The 20602-nt window shown below is 42.9% G+C and carries 16 protein-coding genes, 1 tRNA gene, 2 rRNA genes, 1 other RNA gene and 1 other annotated feature (1 of these 21 only partly in view); of the genes, 16 read left to right on the top strand and 4 right to left on the bottom strand.

Annotated features, from left to right (window positions below; all coding sequences use genetic code 11):
* The 5 genes from SporoP8_RS09435 to SporoP8_RS09455 form a co-directional block, all read left to right on the top strand.
* A 23S ribosomal RNA gene (locus SporoP8_RS09435) occupies positions 1–1563 on the top strand (it extends 1366 nt beyond the left edge of the window).
* A gap of 74 nt (positions 1564–1637) precedes the next feature.
* A 5S ribosomal RNA gene (gene rrf, locus SporoP8_RS09440) occupies positions 1638–1753 on the top strand.
* A 473-nt stretch (positions 1754–2226) separates the two neighbouring features.
* Positions 2227–2709 carry a glutathione peroxidase gene (locus tag SporoP8_RS09445; RefSeq protein ID WP_085132273.1) on the top strand — a complete coding sequence of 161 codons (483 nt, stop codon included), beginning with the start codon at positions 2227–2229 and terminating at the stop codon, positions 2707–2709.
* 105 nt (positions 2710–2814) lie between these two features.
* Entirely contained in the window at positions 2815–4281 is a 1467-nt protein-coding gene (guaB, locus tag SporoP8_RS09450) for an IMP dehydrogenase (protein ID WP_085132274.1), read from the top strand.
* Positions 4282–4459: 178 nt separating this feature from the next.
* Entirely contained in the window at positions 4460–5815 is a 1356-nt protein-coding gene (locus SporoP8_RS09455) for a D-alanyl-D-alanine carboxypeptidase family protein (protein WP_085132275.1), read from the top strand.
* A gap of 19 nt (positions 5816–5834) precedes the next feature.
* Here the strand turns inward: SporoP8_RS09455 and SporoP8_RS09460 are convergent, their stop codons facing one another.
* Entirely contained in the window at positions 5835–7250 is a 1416-nt protein-coding gene (locus SporoP8_RS09460) for a MocR-like pyridoxine biosynthesis transcription factor PdxR (protein WP_085132276.1), read from the bottom strand.
* Positions 7251–7350: 100 nt separating this feature from the next.
* Here SporoP8_RS09460 and pdxS point away from each other — a divergent pair, with 100 nt between their 5' ends.
* Both pdxS and serS read left to right on the top strand, forming a co-directional pair.
* Positions 7351–8196, top strand: a complete 846-nt coding sequence (pdxS, locus tag SporoP8_RS09465) for a pyridoxal 5'-phosphate synthase lyase subunit PdxS (RefSeq protein WP_085132277.1) — start codon at positions 7351–7353, stop codon at positions 8194–8196.
* A gap of 304 nt (positions 8197–8500) precedes the next feature.
* Positions 8501–8708 (top strand) — a binding site (T-box leader).
* A 68-nt stretch (positions 8709–8776) separates the two neighbouring features.
* Complete coding sequence (gene serS / locus SporoP8_RS09470; protein ID WP_085132278.1) at positions 8777–10060, top strand: serine--tRNA ligase; 1284 nt, start codon at positions 8777–8779, stop codon at positions 10058–10060.
* Positions 10061–10160: 100 nt separating this feature from the next.
* Here serS and tadA read toward each other — a convergent pair whose 3' ends face one another.
* The gene (tadA, locus tag SporoP8_RS09475; protein WP_085132279.1) at positions 10161–10661 is read right to left on the bottom strand and encodes a tRNA adenosine(34) deaminase TadA; all 501 of its coding nucleotides are present in this window, start codon (positions 10659–10661) and stop codon (positions 10161–10163) included.
* A 173-nt stretch (positions 10662–10834) separates the two neighbouring features.
* Between tadA and SporoP8_RS09480 the strand changes: the two genes are divergently transcribed.
* Together SporoP8_RS09480 and SporoP8_RS09485 are read left to right on the top strand one after the other, a co-directional pair.
* Positions 10835–11482, top strand: a complete 648-nt coding sequence (locus SporoP8_RS09480; protein ID WP_085132280.1) for a deoxynucleoside kinase — start codon at positions 10835–10837, stop codon at positions 11480–11482.
* Entirely contained in the window at positions 11469–12125 is a 657-nt protein-coding gene (locus SporoP8_RS09485) for a deoxynucleoside kinase (RefSeq protein WP_085132281.1), read from the top strand. Before SporoP8_RS09480 ends, SporoP8_RS09485 begins: the two co-directional genes overlap by 14 nt.
* Before the next feature lie 15 nt (positions 12126–12140).
* Here SporoP8_RS09485 and SporoP8_RS09490 read toward each other — a convergent pair whose 3' ends face one another.
* Positions 12141–13505, bottom strand: coding sequence for an aspartate kinase (locus tag SporoP8_RS09490; protein ID WP_085132282.1), 1365 nt, complete (start codon positions 13503–13505; stop codon positions 12141–12143).
* Positions 13506–13659: 154 nt separating this feature from the next.
* Here SporoP8_RS09490 and SporoP8_RS09495 point away from each other — a divergent pair, with 154 nt between their 5' ends.
* The 3 genes from SporoP8_RS09495 to thrB are packed head-to-tail and all read left to right on the top strand — an operon-like array spanning position 13660 to position 16913.
* The gene (locus SporoP8_RS09495; protein WP_085132283.1) at positions 13660–14952 is read left to right on the top strand and encodes a homoserine dehydrogenase; all 1293 of its coding nucleotides are present in this window, start codon (positions 13660–13662) and stop codon (positions 14950–14952) included.
* A gap of 6 nt (positions 14953–14958) precedes the next feature.
* A complete protein-coding gene (gene thrC / locus SporoP8_RS09500; protein WP_085132284.1) occupies positions 14959–16017 on the top strand; it encodes a threonine synthase in 1059 nt (352 codons plus the stop codon).
* A complete protein-coding gene (gene thrB / locus SporoP8_RS09505; RefSeq protein ID WP_085132285.1) occupies positions 16017–16913 on the top strand; it encodes a homoserine kinase in 897 nt (298 codons plus the stop codon). Before thrC ends, thrB begins: the two co-directional genes overlap by 1 nt.
* 188 nt (positions 16914–17101) lie before the next feature.
* Here the strand turns inward: thrB and SporoP8_RS09510 are convergent.
* Positions 17102–17194: transfer RNA gene (locus SporoP8_RS09510), tRNA-Ser, on the bottom strand.
* 382 nt (positions 17195–17576) lie between these two features.
* Between SporoP8_RS09510 and ffs the strand changes: the two genes are divergently transcribed.
* The 4 genes from ffs to SporoP8_RS09530 all read left to right on the top strand — a co-directional run bounded on the left by ffs (position 17577) and on the right by SporoP8_RS09530 (position 20594).
* Positions 17577–17843: signal recognition particle sRNA large type (ffs, locus tag SporoP8_RS09515), an RNA gene on the top strand.
* A 124-nt stretch (positions 17844–17967) separates the two neighbouring features.
* Positions 17968–18420 (top strand): S-ribosylhomocysteine lyase, encoded by a 453-nt coding sequence (locus tag SporoP8_RS09520; protein ID WP_198166119.1) that lies wholly within the window; start codon positions 17968–17970, stop codon positions 18418–18420.
* Positions 18421–18506: 86 nt separating this feature from the next.
* Positions 18507–20252, top strand: coding sequence for a DNA polymerase III subunit gamma/tau (gene dnaX, locus SporoP8_RS09525; protein ID WP_085132287.1), 1746 nt, complete (start codon positions 18507–18509; stop codon positions 20250–20252).
* Positions 20253–20273: 21 nt separating this feature from the next.
* On the top strand, positions 20274–20594 hold the full coding sequence (locus SporoP8_RS09530; protein ID WP_029055208.1) for a YbaB/EbfC family nucleoid-associated protein: 321 nt from the start codon (positions 20274–20276) through the stop codon (positions 20592–20594).
* Positions 20595–20602 lie beyond the last annotated feature (8 nt).

The raw sequence follows: 20602 nt of genomic DNA on the forward strand, positions 1-20602 counted from the left end.
CGTCCGCTCAGGGTTAGTCAGGACCTAAGTCGAGGCCGATAGGCGTAGACGATGGACAACAGGTTGATATTCCTGTACCACCTCCCCGCCGTTTGAGTAATGGGGGGACGCAGTAGGATAGGGTGAGCACACAGTTGGTTGTGTGTCTAAGCAGTGAGGTGGAGAACGAGGCAAATCCCGTTCTCATATAACACTAGGCTGTGATGGCGAGGAGATTAATCTCCAGAGTCCCTGATTTCACACTGCCAAGAAAAGCCTCTAGCGAGGCGGGAGGTGCCTGTACCGCAAACCGACACAGGTAGGCGAGGAGAGAATCCTAAGGTGATCGAGAGAACTCTCGTTAAGGAACTCGGCAAAATGACCCCGTAACTTCGGGAGAAGGGGTGCTCTGGTAGGGTGAATAGCCCGAGAGAGCCGCAGTGAATAGGCCCAGGCGACTGTTTAGCAAAAACACAGGTCTCTGCAAAATCGTAAGATGACGTATAGGGGCTGACGCCTGCCCGGTGCTGGAAGGTTAAGAGGAGGGGTTAGCGCAAGCGAAGCTCTGAATTGAAGCCCCAGTAAACGGCGGCCGTAACTATAACGGTCCTAAGGTAGCGAAATTCCTTGTCGGGTAAGTTCCGACCCGCACGAAAGGCGTAACGATCTGGGCACTGTCTCAACGAGAGACTCGGTGAAATTATAATATGCGTGAAGATGCGCATTACCCGCGACAGGACGGAAAGACCCCGTGGAGCTTTACTGTAGCCTGATATTGAATTCCGGTGCAGCCTGTACAGGATAGGTAGGAGCCTTGGATTCCGGAGCGCTAGCTTCGGAGGAGGCATTGGTGGGATACTACCCTGGCTGTATTGGACTTCTAACCCTTGCCCGTGATCCGGGCAGGAGACAGTGTCAGGTGGACAGTTTGACTGGGGCGGTCGCCTCCTAAAGAGTAACGGAGGCGCTCAAAGGTTTCCTCAGAATGGTTGGACATCATTCGCAGAGTGCAAAGGCATAAGGAAGCTTGACTGCGAGACCTACAAGTCGAGCAGGGTCGAAAGACGGACTTAGTGATCCGGTGGTTCCGCATGGAAGGGCCATCGCTCAACGGATAAAAGCTACCCCGGGGATAACAGGCTTATCTCCCCCAAGAGTCCACATCGACGGGGAGGTTTGGCACCTCGATGTCGGCTCGTCGCATCCTGGGGCTGTAGTCGGTCCCAAGGGTTGGGCTGTTCGCCCATTAAAGCGGCACGCGAGCTGGGTTCAGAACGTCGTGAGACAGTTCGGTCCCTATCCGTCGCGGGCGCAGGAAATTTGAGGAGAGCTGTCCTTAGTACGAGAGGACCGGGATGGACATACCGCTGGTGTACCAGTTGTCTTGCCAAAGGCATCGCTGGGTAGCTATGTATGGACGGGATAAATGCTGAAAGCATCTAAGCATGAAGCCCCCTTCAAGATGAGATTTCCCATTACGCAAGTAAGTAAGATCCCTCAAAGATGATGAGGTGGATAGGTCTGGGGTGTAAGTACGGCGACGTATGTAGCTGACAGATACTAATCGATCGAGGACTTAACCTATATTAAAAAGTAGTTACTTGAACTACACCAATGTCTTTTATTCAGTTTTGAGTGAACAAGCTTTACTCAAAGAGTCTAGTAACGATGGCGAAGAGGTCACACCCGTTCCCATACCGAACACGGAAGTTAAGCTCTTCAGCGCCGATGGTAGTTGGGGGTTTCCCCCTGTGAGAGTAGGACGTTGCTAGGCATGCGAAGCCATTCCCTTTGGGGAGTGGCTTTTTTGTGTTTTATTATGGAAATGAACTGAATCCCAAGTTGAGTAATCTCGTGGATATTGGTTGTTCACTCAGTGAATCAGAGAAAGCGCGCTATCGTCCAGCATAACCGCTCTATGAAATGCATTGGCCGCTCTATCGCCTCGCTTATTCGCTCTATCCGTTTGCTCAAGCGCTCTATTGTCTTGTTTATCCGCTCTATCAATCAGCTAAAGCGCTCAATCCCCACGGTTATCCGCTCAATCACACGTCTAAAGCGCTCATTCCCACACGAATCAGTGCTCAATCCCCTTGCCTAACCACTCAAAGACTCACGCCAAGCGTTCCTAAAACTACCCTCTACATTATTCTCCTTAATACTCTAAAAATCTTATTAGTAAACAAGATACTAGGTATTCGTTCAATAGTCAGGTAAAATATACTAAAAGAAAAGAGGCGATACTGCATGACAACAGTTTACGACTTTACTGTGAAAACTACAGACGGAGAAAAGAAGTCTCTAAAAGAATTTGAAGGAAATCCAATGGTCATTGTCAATACCGCCAGTAAATGCGGCTTCACAAAACAATTTAAAGAACTGCAACAACTGTATGAAGAATATAAAGATCAAGGGCTGGTTATATTAGGCTTCCCATCGGATAACTTCAATAACCAAGAATTTGATGATATTGATGAGACGATGAATTTCTGCCAAATGAATTATGGTGTGACATTCCCTATGTTTGCCAAGGTAGATGTGAAAGGTGATGAAGCAGAACCTTTATTTACGTATCTTGCTGAACAGCAAAAGGGTGTATTAACGGAAGGTATCAAATGGAACTTCACGAAGTTCTTAATTGATTCAAACGGACAAGTAGTCGATCGTTTTGCACCACAGACAAATCCCTTAAAGATGCAAAAGTCACTAAATAAAATATTCAACAAATAAATGTAATAGTCAGTTTATAAACTTCTGTCTTGACACGTCTCATTGACGCTGATAACCTTTTAATAATCTGAATAGACAATAGTAATTTTAGGAGGCAGAAAGTTAATGTGGGAATCAAAGTTTTCTCGTGAAGGTCTGACGTTCGATGATGTATTATTGGTGCCAGCTGCATCTGAAGTATTGCCAAAAGCTGTTTCGCTGTCTGTGAACTTAACAGATAGCATTAAGTTGAATATACCCATTATCAGTGCTGGTATGGATACAGTAACAGAATCCAAAATGGCGATATCTATGGCTCGTCAGGGCGGAATCGGCGTTATTCATAAAAACATGAGTATCGAAGAACAAGCCGAGCAAGTTGTTACGGTTAAACGTTCTGAGAATGGAGTTATTAAAAATCCGTTCTTCCTTACACCGGAACATCAAGTATTTGATGCAGAGCATTTAATGGGTAAATATCGTATCTCAGGTGTTCCAATTGTTAACAACATGGAAGAGAAGAAACTGGTTGGTATTTTGACGAACCGTGACCTGAGATTCATTCAGGATTATTCCATTATCATTGATGAAGTCATGACGAAAGAAAACTTGGTGACGGCTCCTGTAGGAACGACACTTGAAGACGCTGAAAAAATGCTACAGCAATATAAAATTGAAAAGCTCCCGATCGTAGACGATAAAGGTATTCTTAACGGGTTAATTACAATCAAAGATATCGAGAAAGTTATTGAGTTCCCTAATGCAGCAAAAGATAAGGCTGGGCGCTTACTCGTGGGTGCAGCCGTTGGAGTCACCGTAGACACTTCTACACGCATTGAGAAGCTTGTACAGGCGGAAGTTGACCTAATAGTCATTGATACGGCACACGGACACTCTAAAGGTGTTATTGACACCGTGAAAGACATTCGTAGAAATTATCCGGACCTTGCGATTGTTGCAGGAAACGTGGCCACAGCAGAAGCAGCAGAAGCATTGTACGAAGCAGGCGCTGATGTAGTGAAGGTTGGTATTGGCCCTGGCTCTATTTGTACTACACGTGTAGTTGCAGGTGTTGGTGTACCACAGATTACTGCTATCTATGAATGTGCAACAGTAGCGCGTAAATATGGCAAGACAATTATTGCTGATGGCGGAATTAAGTACTCTGGCGATATTGTCAAAGCATTGGCTGCAGGTGGACATGCGGTTATGCTTGGAAGCCTGCTTGCAGGTACTACGGAGAGCCCAGGAGAGTCTGAGATCTTCCAGGGACGTCGTTTTAAAGTATACCGTGGAATGGGTTCTGTTGCAGCAATGGAAAAAGGTTCAAAAGATCGTTACTTCCAAGAAGATGAAAAGAAACTGGTACCTGAAGGCATTGAAGGTCGTATGCCATATAAAGGGCCTTTGTCTGATACAATTCATCAGCTTATAGGAGGTATTCGAGCAGGTATGGGATACTGCGGTTCGAAGGATCTGGAAGCGCATCGTGAAAATGCACAATTTATTCGTATGACCGGTGCTGGTTTATTGGAAAGTCATCCACACCAAGTACAAATTACAAAAGAAGCACCGAACTATTCGGTACGTTAATCTACTATCTAAGGGACAGCGAGGAATTTTCTCCTGTCCTTTTTTGTTTTTATATGGCGAATAATAAAATGTAGTGATTTCCATACGGGAATATGCGTTTTTTTTGCCATAAGCATATCTGACTTGCTGGGAATATGGTACACTGATTTTTGATATTGTGACTACGGAGGTAAGATGAGTGAAAAAAGTAACACAAAGATGGTTGGCAGTTTTAATGGTACCAATGATGTTGTTGATGACGTTTGGTATGCAAGGATCTGTAGCAGCAGAGGAAAGTGAATCTTCACTGGACATCCGTGTAAACGGAGCTATTTTGATAGATGCAGATAGTGGAAAGGTATTATATCAAGAGAACGCGGATAAGCCGCTCGGTATTGCGAGTATGACGAAAATGATGACGGAGTACTTGATGTTTGAAGCTCTTGAGGATGGAACGATTACATGGGATCAGGAATACAAGGTAACAGAGTATACGTATAAAGTTTCGCAAGATCGTCGTTTAAGTAATGTACCACTTCGTCGTGATGGATCCTATACAATTCGTGAGCTTTATGAAGCTGTAGCCATTTATTCAGCAAATGCGGCGACTATTGCGATTGCGGAGTCAATTGCAGGATCAGAAGAGGAATTTGTCAATTTAATGAATGAAAAAGCTGAAGAACTTGGATTGACAGATTATAAATTTGTCAATTCTACAGGGCTGAACAATAGTGATTTACAAGGTATGCACCCAAGTGCGTTTGGTGAGAAAGATGAAAACGTTATGCCAGCTCGTTCTGTTGCCAAACTAGCCTATCATTTATTGAAGGAATATCCCGAAGTACTAGATACGACCAAAATTGCAAAAAAGACATTCCGTGAAGGTACGGATGATGCAATTGATATGGTGAACTGGAACTTCATGTTACCTGGGCTAGTGTATGAATATGAAGGAATCGATGGTTTGAAAACAGGGACTACGGAATTTGCGGGACATTGTTTCACTGGGACTGCCGTACATGATGGACGACGTGTTATTGCTGTCGTAATGAATGCAGTGGATGATAAAGGCGTTGGATCGTATGAAGCACGTTTTGATGCTACTCGTGAATTATTTGACTATGGCTTCAAAGAGTTTAGTGAAATAGAGCTACTTAAAGCAGGACATCAGTTCAAGAAGCAGAAAACACTAGATGTTATTAAGGGGAAAGAAAAAAAAGTAGCGATTGCTACAAAGAAACCTATTAGTATGTTAGTTCGTAATGGTGAAGATCAAGACTATACAGCTGAACTCATATTAGATGAAAAATTGGTGAAAAACGGACAAGTCCAAGCACCGATTAAAAAAGGTACGGTTGTTGGTCATGTAAAGCTAGTAAAAAAAGATGGATCAGATCTTGGTTTTATTGATGGGAAAATAGTTGATACGGAAGTAGTCACGATGGAAGAAGTGAGGAAAGCTGGTTGGTTCTCGTTAACTGTGGGAGCAATCGGTAATTTCTTCTCTAGTGCGTGGAATAGTTCTACTGGTTTCGTAAAAGGCTTATTTAATTAACTATCAAAAGACAGCGTACCTACTTAGGTATCGCTGTCTTTTTTATGTTCCACACGTCAAGCAACTTCGGGATTGCCAGTTTGATATCATTTTCAGTTAGCCCACCAAAGCCGATCAGGAATGAAGGGGGGGATTGATCAGGCATTACCTTATAAGTGTCTAGACCACGAACCTTTATTCCTGATTGAAGAGCTTCACTGATTAGCTCCTTTTCAGTTCTGGTCGTATGAATGTGAAGCAAGACATGCATACCTGCTTCATCGCCCGAGAATGAAATGCTAGGTTCATACGATTTCAATAAATTCGTCAACGTGTGCATTTTTCGACGATAGATTTTACGCATGCGGTTCAGGTGGCGCGAGAATTGTCCATCTGCCATGAAACGTGCCAAAATATGTTGATCTATCCGTGGTACAGAAGAAGAGTAGGGAATGAAAGCCTGCCGGTACGTATCCAATAGCCTTGGTGGTAACACCATGTAGGCAATCCGCATAGATGGCATAAGTGATTTGGTAAACGTACTTAAATAGATGACATTTTCTCCTTTATCCATCCCTTGCAAGGAAGGTATAGGACGTCCACGATAACGGAATTCACTGTCATAGTCATCTTCAATTATGAAAAACTCGGGATTGGACGCAGCCCAGTTCAAAAGAGCGATTCTACGAGCTGCAGACAGTACTGTACCGGTTGGGAACTGGTGGGAAGGGGTAACATAGGCTATAGAAGCATCAGAGCGTTGTAAGGCCTTTACGTCAAGTCCTTCATGATCAACTGCGATAGGAATCGTCATTCTGTAGTTTTCGGAAAAGACGTGTTTCGTCATCAGATAGCCTGGATCTTCAATTGCATAGCGAGCTTGTTCTCCTAGTATCCGAATAATTAAAGGTAAAAGCTGCTCTGTACCGGAACCAACAATGATTTGTTCAGGTGTACAGTCTACTCCACGTGAATGGTACAAATAGCGTGCAATTTCTTGACGCAACTCAATATCACCGTGTGGATCTCCGAGTAACAATAAGTGGGCATGTGATGTATCCATAATATCTCGCGCGTATTTTCTCCAAATAATGAATGGAAAGTTTTCTGTATCAATGAAACTTGGTGAAAAGTCATAATCCACAGGTTTGGTTACGGGAACCTCAGATAGAGTCTCTGATTTTACAGGCTGTACATAGGCGAGTTCCTCTATTGCTTGAACGAAATAACCTTTTCGTGGTTCCGCTGCGATAAAACCTTCCGCCATCAGCTGATCATAAGCCATTTCAATAGTTGTTTGGCTGACGTTAAGAAACTCCTCGAGTTGACGTTTGGAGGGGAGTTTCATGCCAACGGGAAATTTGCCATCGATCATGTCTTGTTTAATTTGATTATATATTTGTTGATAAAGCGGAGTATCCGAATTTTTTTGAAGCTCGATAAAAATCATATCCATCATGAACCCTCTAGTCTGACCATGTTGTTTAGTACGTAACTGGCTATTTTCATATGGTCAATTTCAATTATACTGAAAATAACAAAAAGGAGGAAGTAAAATGAATTTTAATTATGGTGGCGTTATTATGGATGTAATCAATGCGGAGCAAGCAAAGGTGGCGGAAGCAGCGGGGGCAATTGCGGTAATGGCACTGGAGCGAGTACCTTCTGATATTCGTGCAGCAGGTGGCGTTGCACGAATGGCAGACCCACGAATTGTAGAAGAAGTGCAAAAGGCAGTATCCATTCCTGTCATGGCAAAAGCACGTATTGGTCATATTTCAGAAGCACGTGTATTGGAAGCATTAGGGGTGGACTTCATAGATGAAAGTGAAGTACTAACACCTGCGGACGACGAGTTTCACTTATTGAAAAGCGATTTCAGCGTACCATTTGTTTGTGGAGCGAGAAACCTTGGTGAAGCTGCGCGTCGCTTAGGTGAAGGGGCCAAAATGCTCCGTACAAAAGGAGAGCCAGGAACAGGGAATATCGTAGAAGCAGTGCGTCACTTGCGAATGATTAATGCTCAAGTCAGTAAAGTAGTACATATGAGCAAAGACGAGTTAATGACAGAAGCCCGTAATCTTGGTGCTCCGTATGAAATACTACTTGCTATTAAAGAAGCTGGTCGCTTACCGGTTGTGAACTATTCTGCTGGTGGTGTTGCAACGCCTGCTGACGCAGCATTAATGATGGAACTTGGAGCGGACGGAGTCTTTGTTGGTTCAGGTATTTTCAAATCAGATAATCCGGAAGCATTTGCACGTGCTATTGTAGAGGCTACTGCGAATTACCAGGATTACGAGTTGATCGCTAAGCTATCACAAGGAATTGGCACGCCGATGAAAGGTTTGGAAATTTCGAAGCTTGCAGAGAGTGAATTAATGGCGATTCGCAGTTCGTAACTTTTGATTGGATTGGTTCTTCACTTTATTAGGGTATTGATGTTAGAGCAAGTTAAATCTTAGAACCACACGGGAACTGGAGGATTACGTCCAGCCATGGGTTAACTCCAAATTGCATGAGTTATCTCATGGCTACAGTGGTCCCGCATTAGCTTTCCACAAATTACATGAAGTAGCTTTGCGTCTGTGCCAAAGTGATTGTAAAGAGCTACTATATTTTTAGGTTGTCGGTGTTTCCCATGCGAAAATGTACCATGTCACTTGTCAATAATCAGAAATTGTAGTATGGTATATTTAATTTCACATTATTACGATGATAGGAAGCAGTAGCGACAGTGTTTTTTTTAGAGAGCTAGCGGATGGTGAAAGCTAGTAAAAACCGTTGTGAATCCGTCCTGGAGTAGCAAAGCCGAATCAGTAGGTTTTGCCGGTCAGTTGAGCCGATATCTCAAACAAGTGGGCTGGGCAATCAGCCAATTTGGGTGGCAACGCGGGTAGTTCTCGTCCCTATTTTAGGGGATGGAGGGCTTTTTTTATTGTCTTTTATTATCAGTGATGTAAATACAAGGAGGCGGATGGCGTGCTAGACAGTAAACTATTGCGTGCAAATTTTGAAGAAGTAAAAGCCAAGCTCAGTAAACGCGGAGAAGATTTAACCGACTTTGAAAAGTTTGGTGGTCTTGATGAGAAACGTCGCGAAATCTTATCTAAAGTAGAAGTACTAAAAGCTGAGCGTAATGAAGTATCACAACAAGTAGCACAAATGAAGCGCAATAAAGAAGATGCAGATGAAGTCATCGCAAAGATGAAAAAGGTCGGCGAGGAAATCAAAGCGTATGATCAAGAGCTTGCTACAGTTGAAGAGGAATTGAATTATGTGCTTATGCGTATTCCGAACATTCCACATGATAGTGTGCCAGTAGGGGATAGTGAAGATGACAATGTAGAAGTCCGTACGTGGGGAGAGTTACCAACGTTTAACTTCGAACCTAAACCACACTGGGAAATTGGAACGGATCTTCAACTACTTGATTTTGAACGAGCAGCAAAAGTGACAGGTAGTCGTTTTGTGTTTTATCGCGGACTCGGTGCACGACTTGAACGTGCACTGATCAACTTCATGCTGGATCTTCATCAAGAAGAACATGGCTACGAGGAAATGCTGCCACCATATTTAGTAAACCGTACAAGCTTGACTGGAACAGGACAACTGCCGAAGTTTGAAGAAGATGCGTTCTTGATTGAAGAAGAGGACTACTTCTTGATCCCGACATCTGAAGTTCCCGTTACCAATTTCTATCGCGATGAAATCTTGGAAGGGTCTAAGTTGCCGATTGCGTTCACAGCATACAGTACAAATTTCCGTTCTGAAGCAGGATCTGCAGGTCGTGATACACGTGGATTAATTCGTCAGCATCAGTTCAATAAAGTGGAGTTGGTTCGCTTTGTGAAACCGGAAGATTCATATGATGAGTTGGAAAAATTGACTGGCCATGCGGAAAATGTATTGCAGTTGTTGAAATTACCGTATCGTGCTCTCAAGATGTGCACAGCAGATTTAGGTTTCACAGCTGCCAAGAAGTACGATTTGGAAGTATGGATTCCTACACAAAATGTCTATAGAGAAATTTCTTCTTGTTCTAACTTTGAGGATTTCCAGGCGCGTCGAGCACATATCCGTTTCCGTCGTGAGCCGGGTGCGAAGCCTGAATATGTTCATACATTGAACGGTAGTGGTTTGGCTGTTGGTCGTACAGTAGCAGCAATTCTGGAGAATTATCAGCAGGAAGATGGCTCTGTGGTGATTCCAGATGTGCTTCGACCGTACATGGGTGGGAAAGAAAAGATAGAAGCACCTCAGTAAGTAGAAACACACCATTGACTTGTGCTCCACATAATCTACAAGTATGCTTTTTCAAAATCAAAAGCTTATTAGTGAAATACAAAAGAATGAAGCCCTACACTTAGGAGTTTGACTCTAAGCGTTGGGCTTCTTTTTTTGCAGCTTTTCTTTTTTCTCTTAGGGATCGAAAGAAGGTGGTGAGAAGTTGTCCGCACTCTTTACCGAGGACACCCTCTGTTACGATGCATTCATGATTAAACCGGGAGTCGTTAAGTAGATTGTAGAAGGTATGGACGCAGCCACCTTTTGGGTCGCGTGCGCCGTAGACGACTCGTGGAATACGAGATTGTAGTATGGCTCCTGCACACATAGGGCAAGGTTCGAGTGTGACGTATAGTGTAGTGTCTTCTAAACGCCAACTACCTATCTTCTCACAAGCTATTTGGATGGCGGATAGTTCTGCGTGAGTGACAGCATTTTGTGTGGTTTCACGAAGATTATATGCTGCAGCAATTACTTGTTCATTATGTACAATAACCGCACCAATTGGCACTTCAGCTAGAGAGGCAGCTTTTTCTGCTTCTGCTATTGCCAGTCTCATGTAGTATTCATCATCTTTCATCAATTCATCCCTCCTTATCAACAGTCTATCATGCGTAACACCAAAATCAATTAGTGAAATGTTCCACGTGAAACAGACAACAAGAAAACAATAAACGACTTAATATAAGTCACATTGCATATGGTCGTCTATGATAAAATGGAAAGGTAACGAATTGAAAGGGTGAATGGTAAATGTTTGTCCCGTTTATTGCGGTAGAAGGTCCGATTGGTGTAGGGAAGACTACACTCACGGCAGCGATTGCCGAGACCTTTTCATATAATCAATTAAGAGAGATTAGTGGAGAAAATCCTTTTCTCGATCATTTTTATCAAGACAAAGAAAAATGGAGTTTCCAAACGGAAATGTTTTTCCTGTGTAATCGATATGAACAATTGAAGAAAATTAATAAAGAATATATTTCACAAGGATTACCCGTGGTGGCTGATTATCATGTATTTAAAAATATGCTATTTGCGCAACGTACATTAGAGTCAAAAGACTTTGTAAAATATAAAGATATTTATCATATTTTGACGAAAGATCTACCTATGCCGAATGTCGTTATTTCATTGTCGGCATCTATTCCAACATTACTCGACCGAATAGACAAGCGTGGTCGATCGTATGAAGCAGATATGGATTCTGATTATTTACTGCAGCTTTCGGAAGACTATCGTACCTATTTGCCAGAGTTTGAAGCAACGTTTTCCGATGTCCAAGTTATCCATATAAATGGGGATGTAGTAGACTACGTGCGTAATAAAGAAGACATGGATACAATACTAAGCAAAGTTTATGAAGCAGTAGAGAAAGGTAGGAAGCTAAATGAAGTTACCTAATATACCGAAAAATAGTGTATTTGCGGTAGCGGGAATGGTGGGAGTAGGGAAGTCAACAATGGCACATGCGATTGCCAAAAGACTCGGATTTCAAGAGTCCTTGGAAAACGTAGCGGAAAATCCATATTTAGAGAGATTTTACGAAGACTTTGAGCGTTGGAGTTTTCATTTGCAAATCTTCTTTTTGGCAGAACGTTTTAAAGAGCAAAAGCATATCTTTGAAAGCGGTGGCGGTTTTGTACAAGATCGTTCCATTTATGAAGACGTAGGGATCTTTGCTCAAATGCACGCTGATGAAGGAACTATGGAAGCGGTCGACTTTGAAACATATATGCATCTATATGAAGCAATGGTAATGACACCATATTTCCCACATCCGAATGCGCTTATTTACTTGGAAGGACCACTACCTGTCATTCTTGAGCGTATTGAAGAGCGTGGCAGGGATATGGAGACGCAAACACCAAGAAGTTATTGGGAAGAAATGTATCGTCGCTATGAACAGTGGATTGATTCTTTTACTGCATGCCCAGTCATTCGGCTGAACATCGAAGAATATGATTTGATAGGAAATGACGAGGATATTGAGTTGATTATCGGGAAAATAGCTGAAAAAATGAAAGAAACGACACCCCTTATATAAGGCGTGTCGTTTACATTAATGAACAGGAACTTCTGAAAAAAACTCCTGATATAACTCTCGAAGGACAATGTTTTCATCTTTTTCTTGAATACCGAATACTAAACTGACCTCTGAAGAACCTTGGTTGATCATTTCGATATTTGCACCTGTACGAGCTATAGCAGATGCCGCGCGTGCTGCCAATCCTCTTGCATGGCGCATGCCTTCACCCACCAGTACTACCATGGAATAACCACGTTGGAAATGTACATCATCAGGACATAACTCTTGTCCTATGCGCTTAACGATACGTGCTTCCTTTTCGGGTGTTAAATGCTCATCGCGAATAATAACAGACAAGTTATCAATACCTGACGGTGTATGTTCAAATGGAATTTCTTCTTCTTCCAAGATTTGTAGCAAGTGACGTCCAAAACCAATTTCTAGGTTCATCAAGTACTTAGCAACGAAGAGTGTAGAAAACCCTTTATCAGCAGCGATTCCGACAACAGATTGAAGGCTATGGTCACGGTCCCGAACAATCATTGTGCCGGGCGCACTTGGATTGTTGGTGTTCTTAATGCAAACAGGAATCTTGTGCCGAAATGCAGGCACTAAAGCTTCCTCGTGAAACACAGAAAACCCTGCATATGCAAGCTCACGCATTTCTCGGTATGTCATAGCATCGATCGCACGTGGATTTTCAATAACTGTTGGATTTGCTGAGAAAACTGAATCTACATCGGTGAAGTTTTCATAAAGTTCTGCATTCGTTGCTGCCGCTAGCAGGGCGCCTGTAATATCTGAGCCACCACGGTTAAACGTACGCAATGTTCCGTCTTCTGTGTAGCCGAAGAAGCCTGGAAATACAATGATACCTTCTTTATCACGTAGTTTACAGAGCTTTTCATTGCCTTCTGGGAGAGCGCGTACACGTTCTGGACGATGGTTAACAAGTAATCCACCGTCACGGGGGTTTACATACTCTGCTTCGACACCGATATGCCGGAAGTAAGCCGCAATCATTTTTGCATTATTGTCTTCCCCAGCGGCTTTCAAGCTGTCTACGTATAGAATTTCATCAGATTGATCTTTATTCAGGCGTCTAATAACATCTTGCTCAATTACTTGTGCAATTTCTTCATCTAAGCCAAGTCCTTCTGCAATTTCTTTGTAACGGTCCACAACCATTTGCAGCGAATCTAGAGTGTCTTCACCAGCAAGTGAGGCATTTGCCAAATCAATAAGCAAATCAGTTACCTTAATGTCAGAAGAAAACCGTTTACCTGGCGCAGAAACTACGACAATCTTTCTCGATGGGTCGGATACAACAATGTCGACCACTTTCCGAATTTGTTCCGCGGATGCGACGGATGTTCCGCCAAATTTACAAACTTTCATTGGGTACCAGATCCTATCTTTTTTGAGATTATCTATCTATTTTTAGAAGATTCGTGAAAACAGGTTGTTATTAAAGGCAGAATTCTCTATAATTGTCCTTATACGAAGAACGATTGTTTTTTCATAGTGTACATATAGTTAGGAGAATCGTCAAATGAAAAATGAAAAAAAAGAAATTAATATTGGTTTGCTAGGTTATGGAGTAGTGGGAAGCGGCGTTGCAACGATCTTGCATAATCATCAAGATGACCTGCGACATAAACTTGGCGTTCCTGTGTCTATCAAAAAAGTCCTTGTTAAAAACTTGGATAAAAAACGCAATGGCGTGATACCTAAAGAAATGTTCACTACATCACTTGAAGAAGTGTTAAACGACCCTGAAATTGATTTAATTATTGAAGTGACAGGAGGTTCGTCTGAAGCAATTCGACGTTCACTTGAAGCGGGTAAGGGTGTTGTCACTGCAAACAAGGATGTCATGGCAGAGTCGGGACCTGAATTATTAAAATTAGCGGATGAAAATAAATGCGACTTATTATATGAAGCGAGTGTGGGTGGCGGTATTCCATTAATCCGTACATTAGAAGATGGATTAGCGTCCGACCGCATTACCGCATTAACAGGAATCGTTAATGGAACGACTAACTTCATTTTAACAAAGATGAAGCATGAAAATAAGACTTATGAAGACGCGTTGGCGGAAGCCACGGAACTGGGCTTTGCGGAAGCTGATCCTTCAGCTGATGTAGATGGTATTGATGCAGCGCGTAAGATGGTTATTCTCGCGTCACTATCCTTTTCCACAGAAGTGCATCTTGATGATGTATTTGTCCGTGGCATGAAGGAAATTGCAGACGGTGATCTTCAGCTTGCAGAGCAATTCGGTTACACAATTAAAATGACGGGTTCTGCCAAAAAAGATGAAGAAGGAATTGAAGTAGCTGTTGAGCCAGTATTTGTTCATAACTCTCATCCACTTGCTACTGTCAATAATGAATTCAACGCAGTGTATGTGTACAGTGATTCAGTAGGGGAGACAATGTTCTATGGACCTGGAGCTGGTTCATTACCTACAGCGACTTCCGTAACAGGTGACGTAGTGGCGGCTTGCCGAAATATTTTGCTCGGCGTGAATGGTAAGAGAATGCATTCACCGCAATTTGAACGCAAAGTAAAAACGGATAATCAGAAGTATGCTCGCTATTTCCACCGTATAACGGTACGTGACGAAGTAGGCGTGTTGACGGAATTGACATCTATTTATAGTCACCATAAAGCGAGTCTAGCGACAGTTGTTCAAGATTCAGATATGCACGGTGAAGGCGCGGATTTAATCTTCATTACACATAAAATTTCCCGTCAACAACATTTAGATATTTTAACAGACTTAAAAGATACACCTGCGGTCATTGACATTTCAAGTCATTACCGTGTGGAAGGAGAATAAGGAATTATGAGAAGATGGAATGGATTGATTGAAGAATATAAAGAATGGTTGCCGGTGACAGAGAATACTCCTTCATTGACATTGCAAGAAGGAAATACACCGTTAATCCATCTCGAGAACTTATCAAAACAATGGGGAATCAATCTGTATGTGAAAACAGAAGGAACGAATCCAACAGGTTCATTTAAAGACCGCGGAATGGTAATGGCAGTTGCAAAAGCGAAAGAAGAAGGGAAAACAGCGTTGATCTGTGCTTCAACGGGTAACACATCTGCTGCAGCTGCAGCATATGGTGCACGTGCAGGTATGCGTACAATTGTCGTTATTCCTGAAGGTCGTATTGCATTAGGCAAGCTGGCGCAGGCGAAAATGTATGGTGCCGAAATCGTCGCTATTGAAGGAAACTTTGACGAAGCACTCCGTATGGTACGTGAACTAGGCGAAGGGAAAATTGCGTTGGTGAACTCTGTGAACCCTTATCGACTTGAAGGCCAGAAGACCGTAGCATTTGAAACAATTGAACAGCTCGGTAGTGTACCGGATATCTTCGCTTTGCCTGTTGGAAACGCGGGTAACATTTCCGCGGCATGGAAAGGTTTCAAAGAATACGCAGAGAAAAAAGGTACGGCTACACCGAAGTTACTAGGAGTTCAAGCAGACGGTGCAGCGCCAATCGTATATGACCGTGTATTCGAAGAGCCCGAAACGGTAGCAACAGCAATCCGTATCGGAAACCCTGCAAGTTGGCATTTGGCAACGCAAGCACTTGAAGAATCTGGTGGCGACATTTTATCCGCTACTGATGAGGAAATCTTGGAAGCTTACCAATTACTAGCTGCAACAGACGGGATCTTTGCAGAGCCAGCATCTTGTGCAACAATTGCGGGTATCAAGAAACGACTAGATGCGGGATTGATTGAAAAAGGAACAACGATAGTTGGAATCCTAACAGGTAATGGATTGAAGGATCCTGAAACAGCAATCAATGTTAATGCACATAAGCCTATGATGACAAATGAACAGTTCGATAACTTCTTAAAAGAATTGAAAGAGGGGACAAACTAATGACAGAAGCCGGTTTTTCAGTGACCGTACCAGCCACAACGGCTAATCTCGGACCCGGCTTCGATCATTTAGGTCTTGCCCTCTCACTTAACATGACGATAGAAGTTACACCGGCCAACGCGTGGTATGTTTTGTATCAAGATAAAGAGTATGCTGCATTGCCAACGGATGAAACAAATTTAATCGTGCAGACTATTCAGCATGTAGCAACGCGGTATGATCGAGTCATTGCATCGCAAAAGTTAGTAGTACGTTCAGACATTCCTTTAGGAAAAGGTTTAGGTAGTAGTGCTACGGCAATTGCCGCAGGTATTGAAATCGCAAGTGAACTAGCGGACTTGCAACTGTCTCCAAAAGATAAGTTGCGAATCGGTAGCGAACTGGAAGGACATGCCGATAACGTTACCGCTGCATTGATTGGAGGGATGACAGTATCGTACTTCGCCGAAGATGAGATGGAAGTGCTCACATTCCCTGCACCTCCAATTGGTATTGTCATATTAGTGCCACCGGTTGCTTTAAAGACAGAAGCTTCGCGTGGGTTGCTACCTGAGCGACTGACGCATAAAGTTGCAGTACGCGGAAGTGCAGCGGGCAGTGTGATGACAGCCGCTATTGCGCAATCGGATTGGGTGACGGCAGGCCGCATGATGGAACGAGATCAATATCATGAGCCCTATCGAAAAGTTGGATTCCCTAACTTTGATGAAATACGTTTAGCTTGTAAGGAAGCAGGCGCGTACGGTATGACAATCAGTGGAGCGGGCCCGTCTCTTTTCGTAGCTGTACCACCAGGAACAGAGCAACAAGTGGCGGCATCATTAGAACAAAGCTTTCCCCATTATCAAGCACTTGCACTGCAACCCGCAGAGGCAGGCGCATACATTACAAAATAAAAACAGCGTCAGGACTGATTCAGTCTCTGGCGCTGTTTTTTCATAATGGATGTATTCTTTTCAGGAATTTATAATTGTATACCAGTCGGCCGTATCTGCCTAGACCGCAGTTCGGTGGTTTGTAATTAAGTTATTATTTTTAAGCAATAAAAAAACGTTACATCGAGTAACGTATGCTGTCAAAAATATGGCGGAGGAAGAGGGATTCGAACCCCCGCGGGCTTTAACACCCCTGTCGGTTTTCAAGACCGATCCCTTCAGCCGGGCTTGGGTATTCCTCCGTATCAGACAAATAATATCTTATCACGTCTTTTTTAAAACGTCAACCATTATTTTTTCCTTTTTTCTCATAGCAATAAATGAAGTGCCAATAATAAAACTCATTAAGGCAACGAACTGCATTAATACACCATACATGAAGTTGATATCCGATTGTGAGAAAATAATTACCAATAAGCTAAGCAGGCGGTAGACAACACAATGAGCGCATAACGTTTAGTTTGATCCATGGTAATCCCTCCATTGGAATTCAATTAGTATACTATCTAATATATTCGGACAAAAGGTTTTTCGCCGTTTATACAGTAGGATATTGAAACACATTCTGAAGATTACAGGGTTTACCGTTGCAATCATAATTAACTATGGGTATAATAATAAATGCCGTGCTAGGTGGGGAATTAGCGGTGCCCTGTAACTTGCAATCCGCTCTAGCAAGACTGAATTCCTTTTCTGAGGCTGTCCGCATGTAGGGTCTGCCTCTTGCACGTAGTGTTGACGTCTGGGTCCTGCGCAATGGGAACCCATGAATCATGTCAGGTCCGGAAGGAAGCAGCATTAAGTGGACTCTCTCATGTGCCGCGGGGTAGCCTAGACCGAGCCAACGACAAGAGTAACGCTTATGTGCGGCAGTCGAAGATAGGTGCACGGCATTAATTCAATAATTCACTCGTCCATTTCATTATGGACGAGTTTTTTATGTCCCTAAAGTAGTGTATACTTCAAAGTAGTACGCATAACTGAAAGGGAGCGATTTACATTGTCTGAGAAAAAAATGAACGTTGAAAGTTTTAATTTGGATCATACGAAAGTGAAAGCACCTTATATTCGATTAGCGGGAACTACTGAAGGAAAGAATGGCGATAAGATCTTGAAATATGATATCCGCTTTTGTCAGCCAAATACAGATCACATGGATATGCCCGCCCTTCATTCACTAGAACATATGATGGCAGAATTCAGCCGTAACCACTCGGATCAAATCGTCGATATCAGTCCAATGGGCTGTCAGACAGGTTATTATCTAGCCGTCATCAATCATGATGACTATAACGATATTCTTTCTATAGTAGAGAATACATTAAATGACGTACTGTTGGCGACGGAAGTACCAGCATGTAACGAAATACAGTGTGGCTGGGCAGCAAGTCATAGCCTAGAAGGGGCAAAAGAAATTGCACGCACAATGCTTGATAAGAAAGACGAATGGACGGAAGTATTTGCGTAATATTTTAAAGCGATATACGGTGAAAAATTCGTGTTTCATGTTATGATAAAAGTATTATGCAATCGGAGAAAAAGGGGGAAAAGCAGTTGATTTACCAAGCACTATACCGCGCTTACAGACCGCAGGCTTTTGGTGAAATGTCAGGTCAGCAGGCGATCAAGCAAACTCTGCAAAATACCCTTCTCCATCAGAAGACGACACATGCGTATCTATTCTCAGGACCTCGTGGAACGGGAAAGACGAGTGCGGCGAAGATATTTGCAAAAGCACTTAACTGTGAAAACGGACCAGCAACAGAACCATGCAATGAATGCGAGACGTGCAAAAGCATTACAGAAGGATCGAACACGGATGTAACTGAGTTTGATGCGGCTTCCAATTCGCGCGTAGAAGAAATTCGTGACATTATTGAACGTGTGCATGTGGCACCTTCCAACGCACGATTTAAAGTCTATATTATTGATGAAGTGCATATGCTGTCCAATTCAGCTTTTAATGCATTGTTGAAGACACTGGAAGAACCTCCAGCCCACGTCGTATTTATTCTGGCGACTACGGAACCTCATAAGTTGCCGCTCACTATCATTTCTAGATGTCAGCGATTTGATTTCAAACCTATTACGTCACCTGAAATCATTGAGCGAATGGAGAAGGTTATTGGAGATATTGGAGTTACTGCGGAGACCGGAGCATTGCGCGCAATCGCACAAGCTGCGACAGGTGGAATGCGGGATGCACTTAGTATGCTTGACCAAGCCGTGTCGTTTAGCGGAGACAAGTTGACAACAAGTGATGCGTTGCTTGTGACTGGAGCAATTGGTGAAGAAATATTTTATCAACTTGCACAATCAATTCAAGCGAAAGACGCGGGATCCGCATTGTCTTTATTGCATAAACTGATTGCTGAAGGTAAAGATGTAGGTAGACTTGCCGAAGACATGATTACATTTTTCCGCGATATTTTACTGCTTGGCACCGCGCCCGAATTGACAAATCTTCTGGAGTTGATTTCAGATGGTGAAAGATTTCAAGAGCTTGCCCAAGAGTTTCATTCGGATGAATTATACCGGTACATCGATATCCTCTCAAAAACACAACAAGAAATGCGTTTTTCTAATCACGGGAAGGTCTATATCGAATCCGCTTTATTGAAAATGATTCATTCTGGAGAGCAACGACAAGTATCTACTTCCGTAGCCGATCCTGAAATGGCCCAGAAGTTTGCAATGCTAGAACAGACCGTTAGACAACTTCAGCAACAAGTAGCAGCAGGGGCTGTGCAACAAGCCACCGAACCACAAGCACCTGCAAAAAGAGCTGCCTCAACTGCTTCTAGGTCTGCCAAAGTACCAACGGGTAAAATTATAGAGGTTTTAAAAGCGGCAACAAAGTCCGATATTCAAGTGATTCGTGAGCAATGGGCAGGTATGATGCAAAGTATGCAACGTTCGCACGCTGCTTTGTTGGAAGAGACGGAGCCTGTAGCAGCATCTGAGACGGCATTTGTGCTAAAATTTAAATATGAAATTCATTGCTTGATGGCTTCTGAAAATGCTACATTACAAGCAGGCTTATCGGATGCGTTACTGCGGCTGACAGGCAAAGGTTATGAAGTAATCTATGTAGCGGAAGAAAGCTGGTTGCAAGTTCGTGCTGATTTCATTCAAAAAAGTGGATTGGCTAGTCAAAAAAGTAAGGAAAACCCTCAACAGTCAGTAGATGAACAACAAACGTCGGCGTTTATAGAAGAAGCAACAATTGAAGACGCAGACCCACTCGTAACTGAAGCTGAGAAAATGTTTGGAAAAGATTTTATTACAATAGAAGAGTAATTTACTAAGGAGGAATTATTTATGCGTGGAGCAGGGAATATGCAAGGTATGATGAAGCAGATGCAGAAGATGCAAAAGAAGATGGCAGAGGCACAGGAGAACTTAGGAAATGAGCGAATGGAAGGTACAGCAGGTGGTGGGATGGTAAAAGTAATCGTCTCAGGCCATAAAGAAGTACTTGAAGTAATCATTGATCCAGAAGCGGTAGATCCAGAAGACGTAGAAATCTTACAAGACTTGATTGTCATAGCTACAAATGATGCTATTGCAAAAGCGGAAGAAATTACGAACTCCACAATGGGCCAATTTACAAAAGGAATGAACTTGCCCGGGATGTTCTAGGAGGTTGT

Origin of the sequence: Sporosarcina ureae (genome assembly GCF_002101375.1) — a bacterium.
Lineage (GTDB): Bacteria > Bacillota > Bacilli > Bacillales_A > Planococcaceae > Sporosarcina > Sporosarcina ureae_B.

Coding starts and splice junctions, on each gene's coding strand:
- SporoP8_RS09445 (WP_085132273.1), top strand. CDS start 2,227: ATGACAACAGTTTACGACTTTACTGTGAAAACTACAGACGGAGAAAAG.
- guaB (WP_085132274.1), top strand. CDS start 2,815: ATGTGGGAATCAAAGTTTTCTCGTGAAGGTCTGACGTTCGATGATGTA.
- SporoP8_RS09460 (WP_085132276.1), bottom strand. CDS start 7,250: ATGGATATGATTTTTATCGAGCTTCAAAAAAATTCGGATACTCCGCTT.
- pdxS (WP_085132277.1), top strand. CDS start 7,351: ATGAATTTTAATTATGGTGGCGTTATTATGGATGTAATCAATGCGGAG.
- tadA (WP_085132279.1), bottom strand. CDS start 10,661: ATGAAAGATGATGAATACTACATGAGACTGGCAATAGCAGAAGCAGAA.
- SporoP8_RS09480 (WP_085132280.1), top strand. CDS start 10,835: ATGTTTGTCCCGTTTATTGCGGTAGAAGGTCCGATTGGTGTAGGGAAG.
- SporoP8_RS09485 (WP_085132281.1), top strand. CDS start 11,469: ATGAAGTTACCTAATATACCGAAAAATAGTGTATTTGCGGTAGCGGGA.
- SporoP8_RS09490 (WP_085132282.1), bottom strand. CDS start 13,505: ATGAAAGTTTGTAAATTTGGCGGAACATCCGTCGCATCCGCGGAACAA.
- SporoP8_RS09495 (WP_085132283.1), top strand. CDS start 13,660: ATGAAAAATGAAAAAAAAGAAATTAATATTGGTTTGCTAGGTTATGGA.
- thrC (WP_085132284.1), top strand. CDS start 14,959: ATGAGAAGATGGAATGGATTGATTGAAGAATATAAAGAATGGTTGCCG.
- thrB (WP_085132285.1), top strand. CDS start 16,017: ATGACAGAAGCCGGTTTTTCAGTGACCGTACCAGCCACAACGGCTAAT.
- SporoP8_RS09520 (WP_198166119.1), top strand. CDS start 17,968: ATGAACGTTGAAAGTTTTAATTTGGATCATACGAAAGTGAAAGCACCT.
- SporoP8_RS09530 (WP_029055208.1), top strand. CDS start 20,274: ATGCGTGGAGCAGGGAATATGCAAGGTATGATGAAGCAGATGCAGAAG.